At 58.8% G+C, this 25316-nt stretch carries 27 protein-coding genes; 14 read left to right on the top strand and 13 right to left on the bottom strand.

From position 1 onward, the window contains the following. Positions 1-28: 28 nt before the first annotated feature. Positions 29-673, bottom strand: coding sequence for a dual specificity protein phosphatase family protein (locus IB250_RS19070; protein WP_192345241.1), 645 nt, complete (start codon positions 671-673; stop codon positions 29-31). Positions 674-933: 260 nt separating this feature from the next. Then, complete coding sequence (locus tag IB250_RS19065; RefSeq protein WP_192345240.1) at positions 934-1239, bottom strand: hypothetical protein; 306 nt, start codon at positions 1237-1239, stop codon at positions 934-936. 230 nt (positions 1240-1469) lie between these two features. Between IB250_RS19065 and IB250_RS19060 the strand changes: the two genes are divergently transcribed. The 3 genes from IB250_RS19060 (at position 1470) to IB250_RS19050 (ending at position 5115) form a co-directional block, all read left to right on the top strand. Continuing rightward, the gene (locus IB250_RS19060; protein ID WP_192345239.1) at positions 1470-2528 is read left to right on the top strand and encodes a PA0069 family radical SAM protein; all 1059 of its coding nucleotides are present in this window, start codon (positions 1470-1472) and stop codon (positions 2526-2528) included. Between the two features lie 244 nt (positions 2529-2772). After that, on the top strand, positions 2773-3504 hold the full coding sequence (locus tag IB250_RS19055; RefSeq protein WP_008076209.1) for a carbonic anhydrase: 732 nt from the start codon (positions 2773-2775) through the stop codon (positions 3502-3504). An 84-nt stretch (positions 3505-3588) separates the two neighbouring features. After that, the gene (locus IB250_RS19050) at positions 3589-5115 is read left to right on the top strand and encodes a SulP family inorganic anion transporter (protein WP_192345238.1); all 1527 of its coding nucleotides are present in this window, start codon (positions 3589-3591) and stop codon (positions 5113-5115) included. A 119-nt stretch (positions 5116-5234) separates the two neighbouring features. On the opposite strand, the gene IB250_RS19045 is transcribed toward IB250_RS19050, so the two are convergent. Beyond that, positions 5235-5885, bottom strand: coding sequence for a hypothetical protein (locus tag IB250_RS19045; protein ID WP_192345237.1), 651 nt, complete (start codon positions 5883-5885; stop codon positions 5235-5237). Between the two features lie 370 nt (positions 5886-6255). Between IB250_RS19045 and coxB the strand changes: the two genes are divergently transcribed. From coxB to IB250_RS19025, 4 genes are all read left to right on the top strand, one after another. Continuing rightward, positions 6256-7383, top strand: coding sequence for a cytochrome c oxidase subunit II (coxB, locus tag IB250_RS19040; RefSeq protein ID WP_192345236.1), 1128 nt, complete (start codon positions 6256-6258; stop codon positions 7381-7383). Positions 7384-7465: 82 nt separating this feature from the next. Further along, a complete protein-coding gene (gene ctaD, locus IB250_RS19035) occupies positions 7466-9058 on the top strand; it encodes a cytochrome c oxidase subunit I (protein ID WP_192345235.1) in 1593 nt (530 codons plus the stop codon). A 126-nt stretch (positions 9059-9184) separates the two neighbouring features. Next, positions 9185-9742, top strand: coding sequence for a cytochrome c oxidase assembly protein (locus IB250_RS19030; protein ID WP_192345234.1), 558 nt, complete (start codon positions 9185-9187; stop codon positions 9740-9742). Between the two features lie 33 nt (positions 9743-9775). Then, entirely contained in the window at positions 9776-10663 is an 888-nt protein-coding gene (locus IB250_RS19025) for a cytochrome c oxidase subunit 3 (RefSeq protein ID WP_008007995.1), read from the top strand. Positions 10664-10666: 3 nt separating this feature from the next. Here IB250_RS19025 and IB250_RS19020 read toward each other — a convergent pair whose 3' ends face one another. Next, complete coding sequence (locus IB250_RS19020) at positions 10667-10870, bottom strand: twin transmembrane helix small protein (protein ID WP_076029131.1); 204 nt, start codon at positions 10868-10870, stop codon at positions 10667-10669. A 70-nt stretch (positions 10871-10940) separates the two neighbouring features. On the opposite strand from IB250_RS19020, the gene IB250_RS19015 reads away from it, so the two are divergent. Genes IB250_RS19015 through IB250_RS18995 form a run of 5 tightly spaced genes read left to right on the top strand, consistent with a single transcriptional unit; the run spans position 10941 to position 14849 of the window. Further along, positions 10941-11681: an SURF1 family protein gene (locus IB250_RS19015; protein WP_192345233.1), complete on the top strand. Its 741-nt coding sequence runs from the start codon at positions 10941-10943 to the stop codon at positions 11679-11681. Beyond that, positions 11647-12240: a hypothetical protein gene (locus IB250_RS19010; protein WP_192345232.1), complete on the top strand. Its 594-nt coding sequence runs from the start codon at positions 11647-11649 to the stop codon at positions 12238-12240. Before IB250_RS19015 ends, IB250_RS19010 begins: the two co-directional genes overlap by 35 nt. Before the next feature lie 10 nt (positions 12241-12250). Continuing rightward, positions 12251-13330, top strand: a complete 1080-nt coding sequence (locus IB250_RS19005) for a COX15/CtaA family protein (protein WP_192345231.1) — start codon at positions 12251-12253, stop codon at positions 13328-13330. Next, entirely contained in the window at positions 13318-14217 is a 900-nt protein-coding gene (gene cyoE / locus IB250_RS19000) for a heme o synthase (RefSeq protein WP_192345230.1), read from the top strand. Before IB250_RS19005 ends, cyoE begins: the two co-directional genes overlap by 13 nt. Next, on the top strand, positions 14214-14849 hold the full coding sequence (locus IB250_RS18995; RefSeq protein WP_063341991.1) for an SCO family protein: 636 nt from the start codon (positions 14214-14216) through the stop codon (positions 14847-14849). The genes cyoE and IB250_RS18995 overlap by 4 nt, the downstream gene beginning before the upstream one ends. A gap of 198 nt (positions 14850-15047) precedes the next feature. On the opposite strand, the gene IB250_RS18990 is transcribed toward IB250_RS18995, so the two are convergent. The 3 genes from IB250_RS18990 to IB250_RS18980 are packed head-to-tail and all read right to left on the bottom strand — an operon-like array spanning position 15048 to position 17563. Next, positions 15048-15821 carry a MetQ/NlpA family ABC transporter substrate-binding protein gene (locus IB250_RS18990; protein WP_123500530.1) on the bottom strand — a complete coding sequence of 258 codons (774 nt, stop codon included), beginning with the start codon at positions 15819-15821 and terminating at the stop codon, positions 15048-15050. A 60-nt stretch (positions 15822-15881) separates the two neighbouring features. Beyond that, positions 15882-16556 (bottom strand): methionine ABC transporter permease, encoded by a 675-nt coding sequence (locus IB250_RS18985; protein WP_123500528.1) that lies wholly within the window; start codon positions 16554-16556, stop codon positions 15882-15884. After that, entirely contained in the window at positions 16556-17563 is a 1008-nt protein-coding gene (locus IB250_RS18980) for a methionine ABC transporter ATP-binding protein (RefSeq protein WP_192345229.1), read from the bottom strand. Before IB250_RS18980 ends, IB250_RS18985 begins: the two co-directional genes overlap by 1 nt. Positions 17564-17827: 264 nt before the next feature. Between IB250_RS18980 and katE the strand changes: the two genes are divergently transcribed. Continuing rightward, positions 17828-19966 (top strand): catalase HPII, encoded by a 2139-nt coding sequence (katE, locus tag IB250_RS18975; protein WP_192345228.1) that lies wholly within the window; start codon positions 17828-17830, stop codon positions 19964-19966. 96 nt (positions 19967-20062) lie between these two features. Here katE and IB250_RS18970 read toward each other — a convergent pair whose 3' ends face one another. The 4 genes from IB250_RS18970 to zur are packed head-to-tail and all read right to left on the bottom strand — an operon-like array spanning position 20063 to position 22859. After that, on the bottom strand, positions 20063-20779 hold the full coding sequence (locus tag IB250_RS18970; RefSeq protein ID WP_192345227.1) for a PA5502 family lipoprotein: 717 nt from the start codon (positions 20777-20779) through the stop codon (positions 20063-20065). A 37-nt stretch (positions 20780-20816) separates the two neighbouring features. Continuing rightward, positions 20817-21605, bottom strand: coding sequence for a zinc ABC transporter permease subunit ZnuB (gene znuB / locus IB250_RS18965; protein ID WP_192345226.1), 789 nt, complete (start codon positions 21603-21605; stop codon positions 20817-20819). After that, entirely contained in the window at positions 21598-22377 is a 780-nt protein-coding gene (gene znuC / locus IB250_RS18960; RefSeq protein ID WP_192345225.1) for a zinc ABC transporter ATP-binding protein ZnuC, read from the bottom strand. Before znuC ends, znuB begins: the two co-directional genes overlap by 8 nt. Further along, a complete protein-coding gene (gene zur, locus IB250_RS18955) occupies positions 22377-22859 on the bottom strand; it encodes a zinc uptake transcriptional repressor Zur (protein WP_008076248.1) in 483 nt (160 codons plus the stop codon). Before zur ends, znuC begins: the two co-directional genes overlap by 1 nt. Positions 22860-22926: 67 nt before the next feature. Between zur and IB250_RS18950 the strand changes: the two genes are divergently transcribed. Then, a complete protein-coding gene (locus IB250_RS18950; RefSeq protein ID WP_192345224.1) occupies positions 22927-23847 on the top strand; it encodes a zinc ABC transporter substrate-binding protein in 921 nt (306 codons plus the stop codon). A 115-nt stretch (positions 23848-23962) separates the two neighbouring features. Here the strand turns inward: IB250_RS18950 and IB250_RS18945 are convergent, their stop codons facing one another. Next, a complete protein-coding gene (locus IB250_RS18945; protein WP_192345223.1) occupies positions 23963-24913 on the bottom strand; it encodes a homoserine kinase in 951 nt (316 codons plus the stop codon). Between the two features lie 61 nt (positions 24914-24974). Beyond that, positions 24975-25262 carry a DUF2782 domain-containing protein gene (locus IB250_RS18940; RefSeq protein ID WP_192345222.1) on the bottom strand — a complete coding sequence of 96 codons (288 nt, stop codon included), beginning with the start codon at positions 25260-25262 and terminating at the stop codon, positions 24975-24977. Between the last annotated feature and the right edge of the window lie 54 nt (positions 25263-25316).

The raw sequence follows: 25316 nt of genomic DNA, 5'->3' as shown, positions 1-25316 counted from the left end.
CACTGCGCAATGCAGTGGGAGGTATTACTTACTCGACATGGGCCGATTTGAACCAGTTCTTCATCGAACAACTGGCAAACGGACTGGTGCTGCAATCACCATTGGCCAGCGCCGTACGAAGTTTGTCGATATCGGCCTGCATCATGTAACGCACACCATCCTTGAAATGCGTGCTGTCACCAAAGCCGCCTTGGGTCATTTCGTTCAGGGCATCTTCCTTGCTCCAGCCTTGCACCACCACCCGGTACATCGCGGCCATCAGGCCAGTGCGGTCCGAGCCGTGTTTGCAGTGCATAAGCACCGGTCCTTTTGATTCGGCAGTTTGAATCGCACGCAGCACCTTGAGTACATCCGCATCATCCACATGATTGGTGCGATAAGGCAGGTGTACTTGAGTGATACCGGGTGCGGACAACCAGCTTGAGTCCGGTTCGGGCAGGAAGTTGATTACAGTCCCGACGTTGAGTTTTTCCAGCAATTGCACCGAGCCAGCGTCAGGCAATGCGCTGCGATAGAGCATCGGGGACATCTCAAAGAGATTGTGTTGCCTCTCCACTGGTTGAGCCCACTCCGCCGGACGGGGCGAGGAGCTGTCGTCAGCGAGGGCCAACGTCAGGTTGAACAATGAGACCAGCGACAAACACATCGCAGATATATAACGCGCTAGAGGCATGTTTGGATAACTGTTCAGGAAGAGGTGGGAAGATGGCACCCAGCTTCAGTCCTGAACGGTCAAAGGTCTGTGAGCTGACTGTCAAAGAAATGTGAATCAGTCTTTTGAAGCTGCATTGGGGGGGGGGAAATCCAGGTTTAATCCGTTAATTCGGATTATCTTCAACACTTAACTAATTGCTACTTGCAATCACGCCTCTAAGCGTTAAATAAAACAAGCCAATCCTGCATGAACTTTCATGCAGGTCTGGCACTATGAAGTCAAGGATTTACAATACTGGAATAAGCCTTGGCCAAAGCTAACAGTTTTGCCTTGTCGTCGCTGTCGATATCACCATCGCCGTCCACATCGCTGTTGACCGACTTTATGCTGAACGACCCGCCGCCATCGCTGGAGACGGCCTCTACGTAGACGGAATCGACCAAGGCCTCTGTCTGTACCTCGTTGACCTCATCCCAACCCAACTCTTTACGGGCAAGTTGCATCGATACTCGCGCTTGTTGTGGATCGACAACACTGGGGGCCAGTAATTGCAAAAAGATACCACGCTGATTAAAAAACGACATAGATTAATTCCTTTTAATAAGTATCCACGAAGACTTCGTGTTCAGACGATAATACTGATCTTATTAACTACAGACTATTCGTTATATATTTCATCGAGTTGCAGCTAGATGCATTATTCAATACCTGAGGCAGGCGCTCGACGCAGATCAAATGCTCAAGTGCCGAACGGCACTGGCCGCTTTTCCTCGCCTCGTATACTGTATGCACATACAGCAAAAGGTATTAGTCGATGAACACTCCTCTGCCACCCCGCGGTCGAGGCACCGCCACCAATCCGCACAATCGCTTCGCGCCCAATCGTTCGGTGGTCGAGGATGACGGCTGGTATCAGGAAGCGCCGATCACCCAAGGCACCGAGGTGCGCATCGAGACGGCAAAAACCATCATCACCCGCAATAACTCGCCAGACCTGCCGTTCGATCGCTCGATCAACCCCTATCGCGGCTGTGAGCATGGCTGCATCTATTGCTATGCACGGCCCAGTCACGCCTATTGGGATCTGTCACCGGGGCTGGATTTCGAAACCAGACTGATCGCCAAGACCAACGCCGCCGACGTGCTGGAAGAACAACTGTCCAAACGCGGCTATCAATGCGCGCCGATCAACCTTGGCTCCAATACCGACCCTTATCAGCCGATCGAGCGCGAACACAAAATCACCCGTAAAACCCTGGAAGTGCTGCTGCGTTACCGCCACCCGGTGACCATCATCACTAAAGGCTCGCTGATTCTTCGCGATCTGGACTTGCTGGCTGAACTCGCCGAGCAAAGGCTGGTGGCTGTAATGATCAGCCTGACCACGCTGGATGATGAACTCAAACGTATCCTCGAACCGCGCGCCGCGGCACCCAAGGCACGGCTGCGGGCGATCCGGGTGATGCGCGAGGCCGGTATTCCTGTGGGAGTCTTGTGTTCCCCCATGATTCCGATGATCAACGACAGCGAACTCGAAAGCCTGCTGGCCGAAGCTCATGCTGCGGGAGCCCAGAGTGCGGCCTACATGATGTTGCGCCTGCCGCTGGAAGTGGCGCCGCTGTTCGAAGAGTGGCTGGCCGCCCACTATCCTCAGCGTGCAGCTCATGTGTTGAGCCTGATCCGCCAAAGCCGTGGGGGCGAGCTCTACGACAGCCGATTCGGTGCCAGAATGCGTGGTGAAGGGCCGTTTGCCGACCTGTTGGCACAACGCTTTGCCAAAACCATCAAACGCCTGGGGCTCAATCGTCGGGAAGGTTTCAATCTGGATTGCGAATCCTTTTGTCCGCCGGGCCGCCAAATGTCGTTGATTTAAGGACAATTGGCCCTATGGTTGAGTAGTGAACACGACACCGCGTTTCGCACCGGTCACGTTTTTTGTGACCTGGAACACTCGTTCTAGAGCGTTTTATTCAGTTTGAGTTAAGTTTCAACGGCTACCTTGTTCATCGAGTGACTGATGGGTCTGGCTCTTCGACCTGGATGTTTTTTAAACAGCCACTGGCTTCACACCGGACAAAACGGGAAAATCCCCCTGACTCCGCCAAAGAGGATGAATCATGAGTGACAAGGATAAACAGCCGTTGGCTGCGTCGGCTTCAGCCCAACCCGAGGCGGAAACCGCCGATGCAGCGCTGCAGCATATCGTTGACGGCTTTTTGCACTTTCATCACGAGATCTTTCCGCAGCAGGAAGAACTCTTCAAAAAACTCGCCACGGCCCAGCGGCCTCGGGCGATGTTCATCGCGTGTGCCGATTCACGCATCGTTCCCGAACTGATTACCCAAAGCGCTCCCGGCGACTTGTTCGTGACCCGCAACGTCGGCAATGTCGTGCCACCTTATGGGCAAATGAACGGCGGTGTTTCCACGGCCATCGAATACGCGGTGCTGGCCCTCGGCGTACAGCACATCATTATCTGCGGGCACTCTGACTGTGGCGCCATGCGTGCAGTGCTCAACCCGCAGAGCCTGGAAAAGATGCCGACGGTAAAGGCCTGGCTGCGTCATGCCGAAGTGGCGAAAACCATGGTTCAAGACAACTGCCATTGCACGGATGAAAACGAGAGCATGCACATCCTCACCGAAGAGAATGTGATTGCTCAGTTGCAACATTTGCGAACGCACCCATCAGTGGCCTCGCGCATGGCAAACGGTCAGCTGTTTATCCATGGTTGGGTCTACAACATCGAAACCAGCGAAATCCAGGCTTACGATGCGGATCAGGGTTGTTTCCTGCCGCTCGATGGCAGCCATCCCATTCCGGTGGCGACGCCCAAAGCGCGCTTCTAAATCCTCCTAAGTATGGTTTAGCCGAGGCTGCCGATCTGGCGGCACGGCTTTGCCACGCCTGAAAAAAACTCCGGGAGAGCCACAATGCGTGCCGCTCAACTAAAAGCTGTTCTGCCACGGGAGCTGCTGGCTTCGGTGGTTGTATTTCTGGTCGCCCTGCCCTTGTGCATGGGCATCGCCATCGCCTCGGGGCTGCCGCCGTCCAAAGGCCTGATCACCGGCATTATCGGGGGCCTGGTAGTCGGCTGGCTTGCCGGTTCGCCGCTGCAAGTCAGCGGCCCGGCAGCGGGTCTGGCGGTATTGGTGTTCGAACTGGTGCGCCAACATGGCATTGCCATGCTCGGGCCGATCCTGCTGCTGGCGGGTTTTCTGCAATTGGTGGCCGGGCGTTTGAAACTGGGTTGCTGGTTTCGGGTCACCGCTCCAGCGGTGGTGTACGGCATGCTTGCCGGGATTGGGGTGCTGATCGTGCTGTCACAGGTGCATGTGATGCTCGATGCCGTGCCCAAGCCTTCGGGGCTGGATAACCTGGCAGCCTTCCCCGCTGCGCTGATTCAGGCTTTGCCGTCGTTTGGCTGGCAGGCGGGTTTGCTCGGACTGTCGACCATTGCCGTGATGTGGCTGTGGGAAAAATTCCGCCCGCACTCCCTGCGTTTCGTTCCCGGAGCATTACTGGGGGTTGGTCTGGCAACGGTCGCCAGCCTGGTGCTCGCATTGCAAGTCAAACGTGTGGAAGTCCCGGCCAACCTGGCGCAAGCCATCGATTGGCTGCGCCCGGCGGACCTGCTCAACCTGGCAGACCCGGCCTTGCTGATCGCGGCCTTCGCCGTGGCCTTTATCGCCAGCGCCGAAACTCTGCTTTCGGCGGCCGCTGTGGACCGCATGCACAGCGGCCAGCGCTCGGACTTCGACCGTGAATTGTCGGCGCAAGGTGTGGGTAACATGCTCTGTGGGTTGCTCGGCGCGCTGCCGATGACTGGGGTGATCGTGCGTAGTTCGGCTAACGTTCAGGCCGGCGCCACTACCCGACTGTCAACGGTGTTTCATGGTCTGTGGTTGCTGGCTTTCGTGCTGCTACTGTCGAGCGTGCTGCAAAGCATTCCGGTGGCGAGTCTGGCGGGGGTACTGGTTTACACCGGCTTCAAACTGGTGGACATCAAGGCCTTTCGCGGCTTGGGCCGTTATGGCCGAATGCCGATGTTCACCTATGCGGCGACCGCACTGGCAATCATCTTCACCGACCTGCTGACCGGCGTGCTGATCGGCTTTGGCCTGACACTGGCCAAACTGGCCTGGAAGGCTTCGCGCCTGAAAATCAGCCTGATCGATCTGCCGGCGGACGGCGAGATGGAGCTGCGACTGGTGGGGGCGGCGACCTTCCTCAAGGTACCGGCGCTGACCCAAGTGCTGGGGAGCATTCCCGCAGGTGCGACGGTACATGTGCCGCTCAATAACCTGAGCTACATCGATCACTCGTGTCTGGAGTTGCTTGAGGAGTGGGGCCGGGCCAATGCGGCCAAGGGCTCGAAGCTGTTGATCGAAGCGCGGGGATTGAAGCGCAGGCTTGAAGGACGGTTACGTACCACAACCGGAGTAGGCTCAGCCGCTTAAAAACAATGTGGGAGCGGGCTTGCTCGCGAATGCGGTCAATCATTCAACATTAATGTCGACTGATCCGCCGCTTTCGCGAGCAAGCCCGCTCCCACAGGTGTTCAATTGCTACCGTTAAATCAAGCCGCTGGCTGATCCAGCTCAAGGCCCACGCCTAATTGGCGCGACAGGCACGGCCAGCGCTTCCACGCAGCGCCGGTGTCCGGGCTGTTGAGTTTCTCGCGGTAGGCCTCTACCGACTCCAGCGCGAAACTCTCATCGTTAAGCATCTCGTCCACAGCGTGATGCACCGCCTCATCCAGTTGATTGGCAAATTCCTCGCCGATCAGTTGGTGGGCAATCAGGTTGGCAACTGTCATGTCCAAGGGGATCAATGGCTGGCCAAAATGCTTGATGTACAGATCGTTGACCTCTTCGACCAACCGATGTGCCAGATAGGCTTCGTCCAGCAGGCTGTCCAGGCCGACGTGACCAGCCATGATTGCCGGCGGCTGGAGGAAAAACTGCTCCGCGATTGTCAGCACCGGCTTGATCTGCGACTCGATGCCCGCTTCCCTGGCGACTTCATTGGCTGCGTCCAGCAGGTCCGGCACTTGTTCTATATACGCGGCCACAAAACGCGTCATGACGCCGTTGGCATCGACATCCGGCAATTGGATGGCGGAGTGAAGGTGCGGCAGTTGGGTTTCCAGTTGTCGAGTTAACAGGCCGGTCTCGGCCTCGTGTTGTTGGGCTTTTTGGATCTGCTCGCGCAATGCGGCGGTGTTCATGAAAACTCCAGGAAACAAGGCAATGAAATAGGGAAGACATAACTTAGCTGGCTTATGAAAAAGCCTAAGACGCATTTGTCATAATTATTTCATCCTTGAGACGTCTACGTTATATCGATTTGCCACCACTCGTCTGCATCCTTCTCCATTCGTGACATGGAACGCAAGTCCAACCTGTTTCAGTCGATTTACGTCATCGCATTGCGAGGTGGCAGTCGCTGTCTATACTCGGATCTGAATGGAGTTAGCTGATGACGCCCGACTGCATATGCAGCAAGGCTCGGCGATTCAAGTTCGTAGTCTGAAAAAGCCGCTCCCTTGCCGCAGGTGAAAGCCGGCGGGATAAAAAGAACTATAAGGGGAACCCGCAATGATGCGACATCCACATGTCTGGATGGGCCTCCTGTTGTGGTCGATTTTCAGTCAGGCGCAAGCGGCCTGGACTGTGAATATGGCGCCTGGAGCGACTGAAATCAGTCACGCAGTATTCGACCTGCACATGACCATTTTCTGGATCTGTGTAGTGATCGGCATCATCGTCTTCGGCGCCATGTTCTGGTCGATGATGGTCCACCGCCGCTCTACCGGGCAGGTGGCCGCAAAATTTCATGAAAGCACCACCGTCGAAATTCTCTGGACCATCGTGCCCCTGCTCATTCTGGTGGCCATGGCGGTCCCCGCAACCGCCACCCTGATCCAGATGTACGACAACACTGAGCCGGATATCGATATCCAGGTCACCGGTTACCAGTGGAAGTGGCACTACAAGTACCTGGGTCAGGACGTCGAATTCTTCAGCAACCTGACCACCCCCGCCGATCAGATCCACAACAAGGAAACCAAGGGCGAGCATTACCTGTTGGAGGTCGACAAGCCGCTGGTGCTGCCGATCGGTGCCAAGGTGCGCTTTCTGGTGACTTCCGCCGACGTCATCCACTCCTGGTGGGTGCCGGCCTTCGCGGTCAAGCGCGATGCGATCCCGGGCTTCGTCAATGAATCCTGGACCCGTGTCGAAAAGCCCGGCATCTACCGTGGCCAATGCGCCGAACTGTGCGGCAAGGATCACGGCTTCATGCCCATCGTGGTCGAGGTCAAGGAAAAGGCCGATTACGAAACCTGGCTGGGCGAGCGCAAGGCGGAAGCTGCGCAGCTCAAAGAGCTGACCAGCAAGGAATGGACCCTCGACGAGCTCAAGGAGCGCGGCGACAAGGTCTATCACACCACCTGCGTGGCCTGTCACCAGGCTGAAGGCCAGGGCCTGCCGCCGATGTTCCCGGCACTCAAGGGCTCGAAAATCGCCACCGGACCGATCAAGGATCACCTGAGCATTGTCTTCCACGGCAAGCCCGGTACCGCCATGGCGGCCTTCGGCAAGCAACTCTCGGAAGTCGATATCGCAGCGGTCGTGACCTACGAACGTAACGCCTGGGGCAACAACAAAGGCGACATGGTCACCCCTAAAGAAGTGCTGGAGCTGAAACAGGCGGAAAGCAAATGACCCGGTCTATTGCGTGCGTAAGGAACCGCTCGGGACATGACGCCCCGGCCCGCCCAGCCCATCCGTTTGCAGGAGACAGGACATGACAGTTGTAGTCGATGACCATGTTCATACCGGCACCGCCCATGCCCACGGCCCCGCCAAAGGCCTGATGCGCTGGGTGCTGACCACCAACCATAAGGATATCGGCACGCTGTACCTGTGGTTTGCGTTCTCCATGTTCCTGCTGGGTGGCTCGTTCGCCATGGTAATCCGTGCCGAACTGTTCCAGCCGGGACTGCAAATCGTCCAGCCGGAATTCTTCAACCAGATGACCACCATGCACGGTCTGGTGATGGTGTTCGGTGCGGTGATGCCGGCTTTCGTAGGCCTCGCCAACTGGATGATCCCGTTGATGATCGGCGCGCCGGACATGGCCTTGCCGAGGATGAACAACTTCAGCTTCTGGCTGTTGCCGGCAGCATTCCTGCTACTGGTATCGACCCTCTTCACCCCTGGCGGCGGGCCGAATTTCGGCTGGACCTTCTATGCCCCGCTGTCGACGACCTACGCGCCGGAAAGCGTGACGTTCTTCATCTTCGCCATCCACTTGATGGGGATCAGTTCGATCATGGGGGCGATCAACGTGATCGCGACCATCCTCAACCTGCGTGCCCCCGGCATGACGCTGATGAAAATGCCACTGTTCGTCTGGACCTGGCTGATCACCGCGTTCCTGCTGATTGCAGTGATGCCCGTGCTGGCCGGCTGCGTGACCATGATGCTGATGGACATCCACTTCGGCACCAGTTTCTTCAGTGCCGCCGGTGGCGGAGACCCGGTGTTGTTCCAGCATGTGTTCTGGTTCTTCGGTCACCCCGAGGTGTACATCATGATCCTGCCGGCCTTTGGTGCCGTCAGCTCGATCATTCCGGCCTTTTCGCGCAAGCCATTGTTCGGCTACACCTCGATGGTCTACGCCACGGCGAGTATTGCGTTCCTGTCGTTCATCGTCTGGGCGCACCACATGTTCGTGGTCGGCATTCCGCTGGTGGGCGAGTTGTTCTTCATGTACGCCACACTGCTGATCGCGGTGCCCACCGGGGTCAAGGTGTTCAACTGGGCCAGCACTATGTGGCAAGGCTCGCTGACTTTCGAGACACCGATGCTGTTCGCCGTGGCGTTCGTCATCCTGTTCTCCATTGGCGGCTTCTCCGGGTTAATGCTGGCCATCGCCCCGGCGGACTTCCAGTACCAGGACACCTACTTCGTGGTCGCGCATTTCCACTACGTGCTGGTGCCAGGGGCGATTTTCGGGATCTTCGCCTCGGCCTACTACTGGCTGCCCAAATGGACCGGCCACATGTACGACGAAACCCTCGGCAAGCTGCACTTCTGGCTCTCGTTCATCGGCATGAACCTGGCGTTCTTCCCGATGCACTTCGTGGGCCTGGCGGGCATGCCGCGACGGATTCCGGACTACAACCTGCAATTCGCCGACTTCAACATGGTGTCGTCGATCGGTGCGTTCATGTTTGGCGCCACACAGATCTTCTTCCTGTTCATCGTGATCAAGACCATTCGTGGCGGCGAGCCGGCACCGGCCAAACCGTGGGATGGGGCCGAAGGCCTGGAGTGGAGCATTCCATCGCCGGCGCCGTATCACACCTTCACCACGCCGCCGGAAGTGAAATGAACGCGCTGGCCTTTGTGGGAGCGGGCTTGCTCGCGAAGCAGGCGACGCGGTCTGGTAGACGGACCGCGTCATCGTTCTTCGCGAGCAAGCCCGCTCCCACAGGGTTCAATGTGGAGGGCTTGCACCATGGCTGATTCGATTTCGATGAAGAAACTGGTCACTCGCCTGTTGCTGGTGGTGGTGGCGATGTTTGTCTTCGGCTTTGCCCTGGTGCCGATCTACGACGTGATGTGCAAGGCGTTCGGCATCAATGGCAAAACCTCCGGGCAGTATGAAGGCGAGCAAACGGTCGACGTCTCGCGGCAGGTTCGCGTGCAGTTTCTGTCGACCAATGCCGCCGACATGACCTGGGATTTCTATCCCAAGGGCGATGAACTGGTCGCGCACCCCGGGGCGGTGAACGAGATGATTTTTATCGCCCATAACCCGACTGATCGCCCGATGAGTGCTCAGGCAGTGCCGAGCATCGCGCCCAGCAACGCAGCCGCGTACTTCCACAAAACCGAATGTTTCTGCTTTACCCAGCAAGTGCTGCAGCCCGGTCAGCGAATCGAGATGCCGGTACGGTTCATTGTTGACCGCGACATGCCCAAGGAAGTGAAGCACCTGACGCTGTCCTACACGCTGTTCGATATCACCGCACGTCATCCGCCCGTGGCTGTTGCAGCAAGCACCGGCGGCTAGACGTTAAAGCGTGCCCGATAAGGAGAACAATAAATGGCAACTCATGAACATTATTACGTTCCGGCCCAGAGCAAATGGCCGATTATCGCCACGGTCGGCATGTTCGTCACGGTGTTCGGCCTGGGCACCTGGTTCAACGACCTGAAGGCTGCGCGGCCGGAATCCCACGGCCCGCTGATCTTTTTTGTCGGCGGACTGCTGTTGGCCTACATGCTGTTCGGCTGGTTCGGTACAGTGATCAAGGAAAGTCGCCAAGGGTTGTACAGCGCACAAATGGACCGCTCGTTCCGCTGGGGCATGAGCTGGTTCATTTTCTCCGAGGTGATGTTCTTCATCGCCTTTTTCGGTGCGCTGTTTTATGTGCGCAACATCGCAGGCCCGGCACTGGGCGGTGAAGGCACCAAAGGCATCGCTCACATGCTGTGGCCGGCGTTTGAATTCACCTGGCCTCTGCTGAACAACCCAGACTCGAAACTCTTTCCTCCCCCCAAGGAAGTCATCAGCCCCTGGGGTCTGCCGCTGCTCAATACCGTGCTGCTGGTGAGTTCCAGCGTCACCGTGACCATTGCTCACCATGCCTTGAAGAAAGGCCATCGCGGCGCACTGAAAATCTGGCTGGCGCTGACCGTGTTGCTCGGTTGCGCGTTCCTCGGTTTCCAGGCCGAAGAATACCTGCACGCCTACCACGAACTGGGCCTGACTCTGGGTTCCGGCATCTATGGCGCGACCTTCTTCATGCTCACCGGTTTCCACGGCGCCCACGTGACCATCGGCACGATCATTCTGTTCGTCATGCTGATGCGGATCATGCGCGGGCACTTCGATGCCGACCATCAATTCGCCTTCGAGGCGGCGAGCTGGTACTGGCACTTCGTGGACGTGGTGTGGATCGGTCTTTTCGTTTTCGTCTACGTGCTCTGAGGCTTACCAAGGTACGTGCGACACCAGTTGGCCGCTGAAAAAACCCCAGGCAATCAAGCCGACGGTTATGGCGGCCAGCGTGACACGAACACTCAAGGCAATGACGAGGCGGTTCGAGCTGCTGTCGTCCTTGACCAGAAAAAACAGGCCGCTGAACAGGCTGACAACCGTGGCAATCAGCATCAGGACGATGGCTGCTTTGAGCATGGTGACACTCCGGGGGACAGGCGATGCATTTGAGTATAGCTATCGCGATTACCGACTTTCTGGCAACGCCATGAAACGCTTCCGGCCGGGCCTCGTGCCGACCCTGGTGGTCGCGATGCTGCTGCCTTTGCTGGTGTCACTCGGGTTCTGGCAGTTGAGCCGGGGCGCGGAGAAAAGCGCGCTGCTGCAAAGCTACGCCGAGCGCCGGGCGGCCGAACCGATGGCCAGCACTGAACTGCAACACACCGAAGATCCGGCCTTCCGTCGGGTTCGCCTGCACGGCCAGTTCGATGCCGAACACAGCCTGCTGCTGGACAACCGTCAGCGCGACGGCAAGGTCGGGGTCGAGCTGCTGCAACCGTTTCAGGACCGGGCAACCGGGCTCTGGCTGCTGGTCAATCGCGGCTGGTTGCCGTGGCCGGATCGGCGCACACCGCCGTCATTCGCCACACCGACTCAGGCATTGAGCCTCGACGCCTGGGTCTACGTTTCCCCCGGCGCAACGTTCCAGTTGCATACCGACCCAGACGCCACGACCTGGCCACAACTGGTCACCGCCATTGAACCGGCCAGGCTCTGGGCGGCGCTTGACCGTGACGGTTTCGCCTACGAATTACGCGCACAAAGCGGCCCCGCGACCTACCAGGCCGATTGGCCGGTGGTGGCCATGGGGCCGGAAAAACACTTGGCTTATGCCGTGCAGTGGTTCGCCCTGTCGATAGCCCTGCTCGGCCTTTACCTCTATCTCGGTTGGCACAACGCAAAGGAGAACAATAATGGGAGCGGCCATGAATCCACCCGGCATGTCTGAGGCGAAAACGCCGGTAAATCGTCGGCGCGGGCGCTTGCAGTTGTTACTGATCCTGTTGGGAGTGGTGGGTCCGATGATCCTCGCCACCGGCATGTACAAATTGCAGTTCTGGGTGCCGGAGGGCCGCAGTTATCACGGCGAACTGATCGGCAACGGCCAGACCCGCACCGACATCGGCGTACCGGCGCAAGAAGACCGCTGGCAGTTACTGGTGACAGCGCCCAAGGACTGTTCAGTGGACTGCCAGCAGCTGGTGTATCTGGCGCGCCAGATCCAGATCGGCCTCGGTCGCGATGCTTCCCGCGCCAGCCATGCGCTGGCCATCGCACAGCCGCTGAACAGCGATTACGAGACTAAACTTCAACGTGAGTACCCGCAGCTGCAACGTTATTCCCTGGACCCGCCGACCTACAGCAAAGGCGCTCAGAGCAATGACACGCCGCACCTGTGGATCATCGACCCTCACGGCAACCTGGTGCTGCGCTACGACCCGACGGTGAAGGGCAAGGACCTGCTCAACGACCTGCGCCATTTGCTGAAACTGTCGAACATCGGATAAGGGCATCGTCATGGCCAAACCTGGATTTCGCCTCGCGCTGTTTGCCACCTTGCTGGCACTGATTGTGGTGTTGCTCGGCGCCTACACACGCCTGACCCATGCGGGTCTTGGTTGTCCGGACTGGCCCGGCTGCTACGGCTTTATCAGCGTGCCGAACAGCGAAGCCCAACTGGCCCATGCCGAACTGCATTTTCCCGATACGCCGGTAGAAGCCCACAAAGGCTGGAACGAGATGCTTCACCGCTACTTCGCCGGCACATTGGGGCTGCTGATCGCGGTGCTGGCGGGCCGCGCCTGGACCCATCGTCATCACCCGGAGCAGCCCGTGAAACTGCCGTTGTTTGTGCTGGCGGTGGTGTTCGCCCAAGCGGCGTTCGGCATGTGGACGGTGACGCTCAAGCTCTGGCCGCAAGTGGTCACCGGGCATTTGCTTGGCGGCTTTGCGACCTTGAGCCTGTTGTTTCTGCTGACCTTGCGCCTGTCCGGCGTGTTGCCGGCGCTGACCGTGCCACGGCGTTTGCAGCACTGGGCGACCGCCGGCTTATTGCTGGTGATCCTGCAAATTGCCCTGGGTGGCTGGGTCAGCTCCAATTACGCGGCGGTGGCCTGCATCGACTTTCCAACCTGCCACGGGCAATGGCTGCCACCGACTGATTTCGCCAACGGCTTTCACCTGACCCAACACATCGGCCCCAATTACCTGGGCGGGCAACTGGACAGCGATGCCCGCACCGCGATTCACCTGACGCACCGCATCGGCGCATTGCTGGTCACCCTCGTGCTGCTCGGTCTGGCCTGGCAACTGAAGATCGTCGGCATGACGCGCCTGGCCGCCATGGTGCTGATCGCCCTGGCCGCACAAATCACCCTGGGCATCAGCAATGTGGTGTTCCACTTGCCGCTGCCGGTGGCCGTCGCCCACAACGCCGGTGGCGCAGCGCTGTTGCTGACGATGGTGCTGGTCAATTATCACGCGCGAACCAGCCTGGTTCGGGTCAAGCATCAGCCCCCAGTACGCTGGCGTCTCAGCCTGCGTAAACACTCGGCCGGGCCCATAACAATAAAAGGAGAAATGCCATGGCGACCCTGATCGGCGAACGTCACAGTCAGGCAATCTGGCGCGATTACCTGGAGCTGACCAAGCCGAAAGTGGTGGTGCTGATGCTCATCACCTCGCTGGTCGGCATGTTCCTCGCGACGCGCGCTGGGGTGCCGTGGACGGTGTTGGTGTTCGGCAATCTGGGGATTGCCTTGTGTGCAGGCGGTGCGGCGGCGGTCAACCATGTGGTGGACCGGCGCATCGACGCGGTCATGGCCCGAACTCGCAAGCGGCCCTTGGCCGAAGGTCGGGTTTCTCCAACCGCTGCGCTGACTTTCGCTCTGGTGCTGGCAGTGCTCGGCCAAGCTCTGCTGCTGGCCTTCACCAACCCGTTGACGGCATGGCTGACCCTCGCCTCCTTGCTCGGTTATGCCGTGGTTTACACCGGCTTCCTGAAACGCGCGACGCCGCAGAACATCGTCATCGGCGGCCTCGCTGGTGCGGCCCCGCCGCTGCTCGGCTGGACCGCCGCCACCGGCCATGTCAGCGCCGAACCGTTGCTGTTGGTGCTGATTATCTTCGCCTGGACCCCGCCGCACTTCTGGGCGCTGGCGATTCACCGCAAAGAGGAATACGCCAAGGCTGACATTCCGATGCTGCCGGTGACCCATGGCGAGCACTACACCAAAGTCCACATCCTGCTTTATACCTTTGCGCTACTGGCCGTCAGCCTGATGCCCTACGTGATCCACATGAGCGGCGTGCTCTACCTGATTTGTGCCCTCGCACTGGGCGCGAGGTTTCTGCAATGGGCCGTGGTGCTGTACCGTGGCACTCGGCCGCACGCGGCGATCAACACGTTCAAGTACTCTATTTACTACTTGTTCCTGCTGTTTATCGCGCTGCTCGTAGACCACTACTTACTGTTGAACCTATGACTCGAACCCAGAAAACCGTCTTCATTCTCGTCGCCTTGATCGCGCTGATCCTGGGCCTGACCATCAATAAAGTTCTGACCGGAAAAAACCAGGGCGACCCGACGGCACTGATCGATGCGGGGATCATCCTGTTGCCCCAAAGCCGTAACCTGCCGGACGTGAAGATGACCGATCAGGACGGTAAACCGGTAGCGATCAACGAGCTGAAAGGCAAATGGAGTGTGTTGTTCTTCGGCTACACCTTCTGCCCGGACATCTGCCCGACCACCCTCGCCCAACTGCGGCAGATCAAGAGTGAACTGCCGGCGGATGCTGTGGACAAGTTGCAGGTCGTTTTGGTCAGCGTCGACCCGAACCGCGATACGCCCAAGCAACTCAAGCAATACCTGGGCTACTTCGATCCACAGTTCATCGGGCTGACGGCATCCTCGGTCGAAGACCTTCAGAAGCTGGCCAATGCGGTGAGTATTCCGTTTATTCCGGCGGACACCAGTAAGCCGAACTACACCGTCGACCACAGCGGCAACCTCGCAGTGATCGGGCCGGACGGGACTCAACGCGGGTTCATTCGTGCACCGTTGAACAATCAGAAACTGGTGGCGCAGTTGCCGGTGATGCTCAAGCGCGAGTAACCAACACCACCCTCTGTAGGAGCCAGGCTTGCCGGCGAAGGCGATCTCACGGGCGCCTTCGCCGGCAAGCCTGGCTCCTACAGGATTGGGTGTTTCAGGCATAAAAAAACGGGGACGCAATCAATGCGTCCCCGTTTTTGATCGTTCCCACGCTCCGCGTGGGAATGCAGCCAGGGACGCTCTGCGTCCCCTTCAACGTCAGAACGCCGGCACTACCGCACCTTTGTACTTCTCGAGAATGAAGGCTTTCACTTCCGGGCTGTGCAGGGCAGCAACCAGTTTCTGCATCGCGGCGCTGTCCTTGTCGTCTGGACGGGCAACGAGGATGTTCACGTACGGCGAGTCGCTACCTTCGATAACCAGTGCGTCCTTGGACGGATCAAGCTTGGCTTCCAGCGCGTAGTTGGTGTTGATCAGCGCCAAGTCTACCTGAGTCAGCACGCGCGGGATGGTCGCGGCTTCCAGTTCACGGAATTTCAGGTCCTTGGTGTTCTCAGTGATGTCCTTCACGGTCGACAGGATGTTGTTCGAATCCTTCAACTTGATCAGGCCAGCCTTCGCCAGCAGCAACAGCGCACGGCCGCCGTTGGTGGCGTCGTTCGGGATCACCACGTTGGCGCCGCCCGGCAGTTCGGTCAGCGCTTTGTACTTGCTGGAGTAAGCGCCCAGCGGTTCCAGGTGCACACCGGCAACGCTGACAAGGTTGGTGCCCTTGGCTTTGTTGAACTCATCCAGGTACGGCTGGTGCTGGAAGAAGTTGGCGTCCAGACGCTTCTCGGCCACCTGCACGTTCGGCTGGATGTAGTCAGTGAAGACTTTGACCTTCAGGTCCACGCCTTCTTTGGCCAGGGCCGGTTTAACAAACTCGAGGATTTCCGCGTGAGGCACCGGCGTGGCCGCAACGGTCAGGGTGTCGGCAGCGTGAGCGGAAAAGGCTGCAACGGCAGCGAACGCGACGAGTAGTTTTTTCATTCAGCTAACTCCTTGTGAGGCGCCCGTATGGCGCCTGCCAGCGAATGGCCGGCTCATGACTTATTTACGTGAGAAGTGGACAACCAATTTGTCACCAACGGTTTGCAACACTTGAACCAGCATCAGCAGCAACACGACCGTCACAACCATCACATCGGTCTGGAAACGCTGGTAACCGAAACGGATCGCCAGGTCGCCCAAGCCGCCAGCGCCGACCACACCGGCCATTGCCGTGTAGGACACCAGTGTAATCGCTGTCACCGTAATCGCCGCGAAGATGCCCGGGCGGGCTTCCGGCAGCAAGGCATTGATGATGATCTGACGTGTCGTCGCGCCCATGGCCTGGGTCGCCTCGATGATGCCGCGATCCACTTCACGCAGGGCGGTTTCCACCAGTCGCGCGAAGAACGGCGTGGCGCCCACCACCAAGGGTGGAATTGCGCCGGCAACACCCAGGGAGGTGCCTGTGATCAACACAGTGAACGGAATCATCACAATCAGCAAAATGATGAATGGCAGCGAACGCAGAATGTTCACCACCAGCGACAACATCGCGTACACGCCTTTGGCTTCCAGCAACTGGCGCGGGCTGCACAGGAACAACAGCACACCCAATGGCAGGCCCAGCAGCACGGTGAACAACAGCGAACCGCCGAGCATCAGCAGGGTGTCGCCGGTAGCCAGCCAGATTTCGTACCAATCGATATTGGAAAAGAAACTCATCAGGACTTCCATCAGCGCAGCACCTCCATGTGGACGTCAGCTGCGGTGAAGCGGGCAAACGCCGCTTCCATGTCGCCACCCGTAACGGCCAGGGTCAATTGCCCGTAAGGGACGTCTTTGATGCGATCGATACGACCGGCCAGGATGCTGTAGTCCACGCCCGTTTCCCGGGCGACGGTCCCCAGCAATGGCGCGTAGGTCGCGTCGCCCTGGAAGGTCAGACGCACGATGCGCCCCGGTACGTGAGCGAAGTCGTCGCGCTGTTCGCTTTCGTCGATTTGCTCGTCTTCCTGCACGAAGCGCTTGGTGGTCGGGTGCTTGGGATGCAGGAACACCTCGGCCACCGAGCCTTGCTCGACGATCTTGCCGGCATCCATCACCGCCACCTGATCGCAGACTCGACGGATCACATCCATTTCGTGGGTGATCAGGACGATGGTCAGTTTCAGCTCGCGGTTGATCTCGGCCAGCAGTTGCAGGACCGACGCCGTGGTTTGCGGGTCCAGGGCACTGGTGGCTTCATCGCACAACAGGATTTTCGGTTTGGTCGCCAGGGCGCGGGCGATGCCGACACGCTGCTTCTGACCACCGGACAATTGCGCCGGGTACTTTTTCGCATGGTCAGCCAAGCCGACCCGCGCCAGCAACTCCGCCACACGCCGGTCGATTTCGCTACGGGACAGTTCACCGGCGAGGGTCAGCGGCAGCGCGACATTGTCGGCCACGGTTTTGGACGCCAGCAGGTTGAAGTGCTGGAAAATCATCCCGACCTGCTGACGGAAGCGCCGCAGGCTATCGGCATCCAGCGCGGTGACTTCTTCGCCATCGACGATGATCTTGCCGCCACTGGCGTTCTCCAGGCGGTTGATCAGACGCAGCAGGGTACTTTTTCCCGCGCCGGAATGGCCGATCAGGCCAAAGACCTGACCATTCTCAATCGTCAGACTGGTCGGGTGCAGGGCGGGAATATCCTTACCGGCGACGCGGTAAGTTTTGTGGACGTTTTGAAACTCGATCACGTAGCGAACCTTGTGGGGCGCGTTGGAAAAGGATCAGCGGTTAGCCGGGCGCGCATTTTAGCCTGTCCGTATAGAGGTTCTTAGCATTTATTTCGTATTCAACCAGCGATTTGGCAATAACGCGATCAAAGGTCAGAAAAAGGGAACGGCGCCAACGCGCCATCGGTCACTGATTAGGCAACTCGAGAATGCCTGGATGCCGTGTATGGGCAATGGCTCATAAGCCTGGGCCCGACGGGAATCGCAACGAGGAGTTTACGTCTGATGAGTACTAAAAAGCCTGCCGCCCCCAAAAGCGCATTGGCCGGGACCGCTACCCTGGACCGCGGCAACACCAATGCCAAGCTCGACAGCCTGGAAAAATTTCGCTCCGATGCCACCGAACAGGCCTTGCGCACCAACCAGGGCGTGAAGGTCGCGGACAATCAGAACACGTTGAAGGGCGGTGCCCGCGGGCCGTCGTTGCTGGAAGATTTCATCATGCGTGAAAAGATCACGCACTTTGACCATGAACGCATTCCCGAGCGCATCGTCCATGCCCGTGGTACCGGCGCACATGGTTACTTCCAGGCATATGAAACCCATTCCGTACTGACCAAGGCTGGGTTCCTACAAGACCCAAGTCAAAAAACGCCGGTTTTTGTGAGGTTTTCCACGGTGCAAGGTCCGCGCGGGTCAGGCGATACGGTGCGAGATGTACGAGGTTTCGCGGTGAAGTTTTTCACCAACGAAGGCAACTTCGATCTGGTGGGCAACAACATGCCGGTATTCTTCATTCAGGATGCAATCAAGTTTCCTGACTTCGTACACGCGGTAAAACCCGAACCCCACAACGAGATGCCTACAGGCGGTTCGGCCCACGATACGTTCTGGGACTTTGTTTCTCTGGTGCCGGAATCCGCGCACATGGTGATGTGGACCATGTCCGACCGGGCCATCCCCAAAAGCCTGCGCACCATGCAGGGCTTCGGCGTGCACACGTTTCGCATGATCAATGCCGAAGGCAAGGCGCGCTTCGTAAAATTCCACTGGCGCCCCGCTGCCGGCACCTGCTCGCTGGTGTGGGACGAGGCGCAGAAACTAGCCGGCAAAGACACCGACTTCCACCGTCGCGATCTCTGGGAGTCCATCGAGATAGGGGACTACCCGGAATGGGAATTGGGTGTACAGGTCGTGGAGGAAGAAAGCGAGCATGCCTTTGATTTCGACCTGCTTGATCCGACCAAAATCATTCCCGAAGAAGTCGTCCCTATCACTCCGCTGGGCAAGATGGTGCTCAACCGCAACCCGGACAATTTTTTCGCCGAGACCGAGCAGGTTGCCTTCTGCCCTGGGCATATCGTGCCGGGAATCGACTTCTCCAATGACCCGTTGCTGCAAGGTCGGTTGTTTTCCTACACCGATACACAGATCAGCCGACTGGGTGGGCCGAATTTTCATGAGATCCCGATCAACCGCCCGGTCGCACCGTTCCATAACGGTCAACGGGATGCCCAACATCGCACCACCATCGACAAGGGACGCGCTTCCTACGAGCCAAACTCCATCGACAGCGGCTGGCCCAAAGAAACCCCACCGGCCGCGCAGGACGGCGGCTTCGAGACTTATCCGGAGCGCATCGACGCTGCGAAAATCCGTCAGCGCAGCGAGTCGTTCGCCGACCACTTCTCTCAGGCGCGGCTGTTCTTTCACAGCATGAGCAAGCATGAGCAGGAACACATCATTGCCGCTTACAGTTTTGAGCTGGGCAAGGTCGAGCGCGAATTTATTCGTGTGCGGCAGGTGAACGAGATCCTGGCCAATATCGATCTTGAACTGGCCAAACGCGTGGCGCTGAACCTGGGCTTGCCGGTACCGAAGGCCGGAACGGTCGAGGTGCGTAAAACGTCACTCGACCACTCCCCCGCCCTGAGCCAGGCCAACCTGCTGTCGGGGGATATCAAAACCCGAAAAGTGGCCATTCTGGCAGCCAACGGGGTGGATGGCGCGGCGATTGATGCCATGAAGAAGGCTCTGATGGCCGAAGGCGCGCACGCCAAACTGCTCGGTCTGACTTCGGCCCCTGTGACAACCGCCGACGGCAAAGCGCTGCCGGTAGATGCGTCGATGGAAGGTCTGCCTTCTGTAGCGTTCGACGCTGTATTCGTGCCGGGTGGCGCGGCGTCGATCAAGGCGCTGAGTACCGATGGTGTAGCACTGCATTACCTGCTGGAAGCCTATAAGCACTTGAAAGCGATTGCGCTGCATAGCGAGGCAAGGCAGTTGTTGGATGTGTTGAAGCTGGAAGTGGATGCGGGGTTAATCGTAGGTAACGATGCCAAACTGTTCGAGGCGTTTTTTACCGCGATCGGGCAGCATCGGATTTGGGAGAGGGAGCCTAAGGCCAAGGCGATTCCGGCTTGAGGATCTTTATCGAACAGGAGGACGCCTTCGCGGGCAAGCCTCGCTCCTACAGGTACAGCATAAACCCTGTAGGAGCGAGGCTCGCCCGCGAAGCTTTTAAGGCTTACGCGGACTCAACACCATCTGCGCCGGAATGTTGCGCAGAATCTGTTTCTCCAGCTTCAGATCAAACTCCGAATCCAGCTTCTTCACCCGTTTGGTCAGCAGCGTGGCCAGCCATGGGTAATCCTGGGTGCGCGGAGCCTGAATGCTCACGTCGCACTGATAATTCACCACATCGGCGGCGATGGCATCCAGTTGACGACGAAGCTTGCTCATATCGGTGAGGTTCAACGCCACCGTAGTACTTTCAGCCGTCGGGTCGATGACTTTTGCCTGAGGTTTGGCTTCGGCAGCCTTGAGAGCCGCTTCAGCTTTATCCAGTTCAGCCTTGCGCGCATGGACAATGGCGTTGTTGACGCCACCGGTCAGCGCCGGGGCCTTGGGCATCAATACCCGGGCGCGGCTCAGCGCCGTGGCCGCTGCATTGACATCACCTTTTTGCAGCACGATCTGGCTGCGCAGCAAATAAGCTTCGGCCAATTGCCGCTGGTATTGCTCGAGGGATTGATCATTGGGCGACTCAGCCTGCAAAGCCGCCAATTGTCCTTCGGCGGTGGCCAGTTCGCTGCTGGCCAGGCTTTGTTCAAGCTGTGCGATTGCCGTGGCCCGTGCATCGGGGACCTCGGTGGCCGCCGGTGGCGTGCTTTGGCAAGCACCCAGTAGCAGCGAAAACGCGACAAGGAGCAGATAACGGGAGGCGAACGGCTTCATTCCTGCGACTCTCTATTTGCGCAAAAAACGAGCAAGTCTACACCCCTCGACGGGGCAGGACAAAACTCAGCAGAAACAGCGCGGCGGCCGTCACCACAATCGACGGGCCGGCCGGGGTGTCCTTGAACCAGGACAACGCCAGCCCGCCACACACCGCGAGCATGCCCAGCAGGCTCGCGCCCAATGCCATCTGCTCCGGCGAGCGGGCGTGACGCTGTGCCGCAGCCGCCGGAATAATCAGTAACGAAGTAATCAGCAACACGCCGACGATTTTCATCGCCACGGCGATCACCACGGCGATCAGCAACATCAGGGCCAGACGCAACGCCGCCACCGGCAAACCTTCCACCTTGGCCAGCTCTTCGTGCACCGTGATCGCCAGCAAGGGTCGCCATAGCGTTACAAGTAATACCAGCACCGCCGCACTGCCGCCGAGGATCCAGGCCAGATCGGTCGGACTGATCGCCAGCAAATCGCCGAACAGATAGGCCATCAGGTCGATCCGCACTTCATGCATGAAGCTTAGTACCACCAAGCCAAGCGAGAGCGTACTCGGTGCGAGAATTCCCAACAGCGTGTCGGAAGCCAACGGTTGCCGTTGTTGCAACGTCACCAGCAATACCGCCAGCAACAAGCAGCCTACCGTGACGGCAACGGTCGGGCTGACATCCAGCAGAAAACCCAGTGCCACGCCGAGCAATGCGGCATGGGATAGCGTGTCGCCGAAATAGGCCATGCGTCGCCAGACCACGAACGAACCCAACGGGCCCGCGACCAGTGCCAGGGCCAGACCTGCAAGCAGGGCAAAGAGCAGAAAATCAGCCATGCTTGCAGCTATCTCCATGAACGTGAGTCGACGGGCCCGCGCTGACCACCGAGCCATGCAGGTCGTGGGCGTGGTCGTGATGGTGATGATAAATCGCCAGGCTTTGTGCGTTTTTTCCGAACAGCTCGACGAATGCGGGATCGCCGCTGACCTGCTCGGGATGTCCGGAACAGCAGACGTGGCGATTCAGGCACACCACCTGGTCGGTGGTGCTCATCACCAGATGCAAATCGTGAGAAACCATCAAAACGCCGCAACCATGACGATCACGCAAGCGTGTGATCAGGCTGTAGAGCTCGGCTTGACCGGCCACGTCGACGCCTTGTACCGGCTCGTCAAGCACCAGCAATTCTGGCTCGCGCAGCAATGCCCGCGCCAGCAGTACCCGCTGCATTTCGCCACCGGAAACACTTTGCACCGGGCTGTCGATGACCTGTTCGGCACCGACTTCCTTGAGGGCGACCAACGCCCGAGCCCGGTCCACGCCCGGCACCAGACGCAAGAAGCGCAGCACCGAAAGCGGCAGGGTTGGGTCGACATGGAGTTTTTGCGGCATGTAACCGACGCGCAACTTCGGCTTGCGCCAGACGCTGCCGCTGTCCGGTTTCAACAGGCCGAGCACCGCGCGCACCAGCGTGGTTTTGCCGGCACCATTGGGGCCGATCAAGGTCACGATCTGCCCCGGCTCGACACTCAGCTCGATGTTGTCCAGCACGTTTTGCCCGGCAAAGGTGACAGCCACCTGCTCGAGACGAATCAGCGCGTTGCTCATCAAGCCCCCTGGCAACCCGAGCAGAGACCGATGACTTCAACGGTCTGGGCTTCGACGATAAATCCGACATCTTTGGCGCTATCGATAATCGCGTCGCTGATGGATTTCTGTTCGAGTTCGATGGCGGCGTGGCATTCGCGGCAAATCAGAAACTGCCCCTGGTGGGCGTGTTCCGGGTGATTGCAGCCGACGAAGGCGTTCAACGAGGAGATGCGATGTACCAAGCCGTTTTCCAGCAGGAAATCCAGCGCGCGGTACACGGTAGGAGGCGCGGCGCGGCGGCCGTCCTGCTCGCTGAGCACCGCCAGAATGTCATAGGCACCCAACGGTTTGTGGCTTTGCCATACCAGTTCCAGCACTCGCCGACGCAAAGCGGTCAGACGCAGCCCCTGACGTGCGCACAAGACATCGGCCTCAGACAATGCGCTATGCACGCAATGAGAGTGGTCGTGGGGACGGCTGGCAATCGGTGTTTTAGGCATGAGCTGGCGACGAGTTTTGTGAGAGACGTTATTATGTTACCCGTTCTCGCCTCTTCGAGTGGTCATCGTGTCCCGACTTTTTTCTATCTTTGTCGCATTTGTCGCCAGTTTTCTGCTGATCGGCTCAGCTCAAGCCGAGGTTAAAGTCCTCACCAGCGTCAAGCCTCTGCAGCTGATAGCCGCGGCGGTGCAGGACGGCGTAGCGGTTCCGGAAGTTCTGCTGCCGCCCGGCGCCTCGCCCCATAACTATGCCTTGCGCCCATCCGATGTACGGAAAGTGCAATCGGTGGATCTTCTGTACTGGATCGGCCCGGACATGGAAGGTTTCCTGCCCCGTGTGCTGAAAGGTCGTACGTTGCCCAGCGTCGCGGTGCAAGACTTGCCTGGCCTGAAACTGCGACACTTCGCCGAAGATAACCACTCCCACGCCGAAGAAGCCGACGAGCATGACCACGATCACCGCCCTGGCAATCTGGATGCGCATTTGTGGTTGTCACCGATCAACGCCCGCGTGATCGCTACCAAAATGGCCGCCGATCTGAGTGCCGCCGATCCAGCCAACGCAGCGCGCTACCAGAGCAACCTCAAGGTGTTCGATGAGCGTCTGGATGCTTTGGACCTGCGCCTGAAGGCTCGTCTGGCGGGTATCGCGGGCAAGCCTTACTTCGTGTTTCACGAAGCCTTCGACTACTTCGAAGACGCTTACGGCCTCAAGCACACTGGCGTATTCAGTGTCGCAGCCGAAGTACAACCCGGTGCCCAGCACGTCGCGGCGATGCGCACTCGGTTGCAGGAAGTCGGCAAGACTTGCGTGTTCAGCGAACCACCGCTGCGCCCGCGCCTGGCAGAAACCCTGGTGGCCGGGCTGCCGGTGAAACTGGCGGAGCTGGATGCGCTCGGCGGGTACACGCCAGCGACCGCTCAAGGGTATGAGCAACTGCTGGAAAAGCTGGGGAATGATTTGGCGGGGTGTTTGGAGTCGTTGTAGGCGCGGGATCTGCGGCGCCCCATTCGCGGGCAAGCCTCGCTCCTACAGAATCGCGTCGTTCACAACATTGGCGAACGACGCGATTCTGTAGGAGCGAGGCTTGCCCGCGAAGCTTTTAAAGGGCGAAAGGCAGTGGTGTGTGGATCTTCTGCCGCTGCATCAGCCGCAACTGAAACTCCATCGGATCGTGAATCAACACGTCCTGCCCGGCGAAAGACTCCGCGGCGATCAACCGCGACAACCAGAACCGTACGCACGCCACGCGCAGCATGGTCGGCCATAGCTCGGCCTCGGCAGCGGTAAACGGTCTTAGCGCAGCATAAGCGCCCAGCAATGCCCGCGCCCGAGCGCCATCAAGCTGCCCTTGCTCGTCCGAACACCAATCGTTCAAGGCAATCGCCACGTCATAGAGCATCGGCCCGGAACAGGCGTTGTAGAAGTCGATCAACCCGGTCAGGTGCGTGCCTTCGAACATCGCGTTATCGCGGAACAGGTCGGCGTGGATGTTGGCCCGCGGCAGCGCCAGAATTTTCGTCTTCTGCTGTGTGATCTCATCCAGCGCCCGTTGCAGCAAATCGCTTTGCTCGGCATTCAGGTGCGAAAGCAACTGCGTGCCCTCTTCCAGCATCCAGTCCAGGCCGCGATCGGTTTTGCGTTTGATCATGTTGGCTTGGGTCGCCAGGTGCAGATGAGCCAGCAGCTCGCCGACCTGAGCGCAATGCTGCGCGTTGGCGTCTTTGATGTGCTTGCCTGCCAGACGGGGCTGCAACAGCGCAGGTTTGCCAGCCAGTTCGCGCAAGGCGACGCCGTCGGTGGTGCGCAAGGCATAAGGCACCGGCAGGTTGGCGTCGTGCAGCACGTCGAGCAGCTCAATGAAGAACGGCATCTCCTGCACCGGACCGCGCTCGACCAGAGTCAGAACAAACTCGCCCTGCTCCAGGCTGATAAAGAAATTGGTATTTTCGCTACCGGCGGCGATCCCCTGGAAATCAAGCAGGCGGCCGAGCCCGTAAGGGGCGAGAAAGGTTTCCAGCTCGGGCCGAGCCAGGGGAGTGAACACAGACATGGTTAAAACTGCCAGTACGGGCGCCGCGATTGAGCCAACGCCGATTAAAGTTAAGAACGGCTTACCACTTAAAGATTTCCCACGCAGGAATCAGCATATCCGGCTGATCCGAGCGAATGTAGTTTCCGTCCGAGCCATCAGCGCGTATCAGAAAGTACGGTTTTCCGACCTTCGGGGTGACCTTGATCGCGTACACGAAGCCGTTCTGGCGGTACTCCTGAATGGTTTTATCGCCTTCCGTGCGGATCGTTACTTCCGGGTCCGCCGAGGGCGCGTCATCCGCCGCCATGGCAGCCAATGGAGTGATTGCAAACAAGCCAGCCAGCAACAAGCGATTTAGTGTGCGCATGATAACCTTGTCCCTTTGTCGTCAACGGTCCCGCTATTCTAGCGCCGGACCCGC

The organism is Pseudomonas sp. PDM09, assembly GCF_014852305.1.
GTDB lineage: Bacteria > Pseudomonadota > Gammaproteobacteria > Pseudomonadales > Pseudomonadaceae > Aquipseudomonas.
Note: the sequence above shows the minus strand (reverse complement) of the source record. Positions and strands in the feature narration are given on the sequence as shown.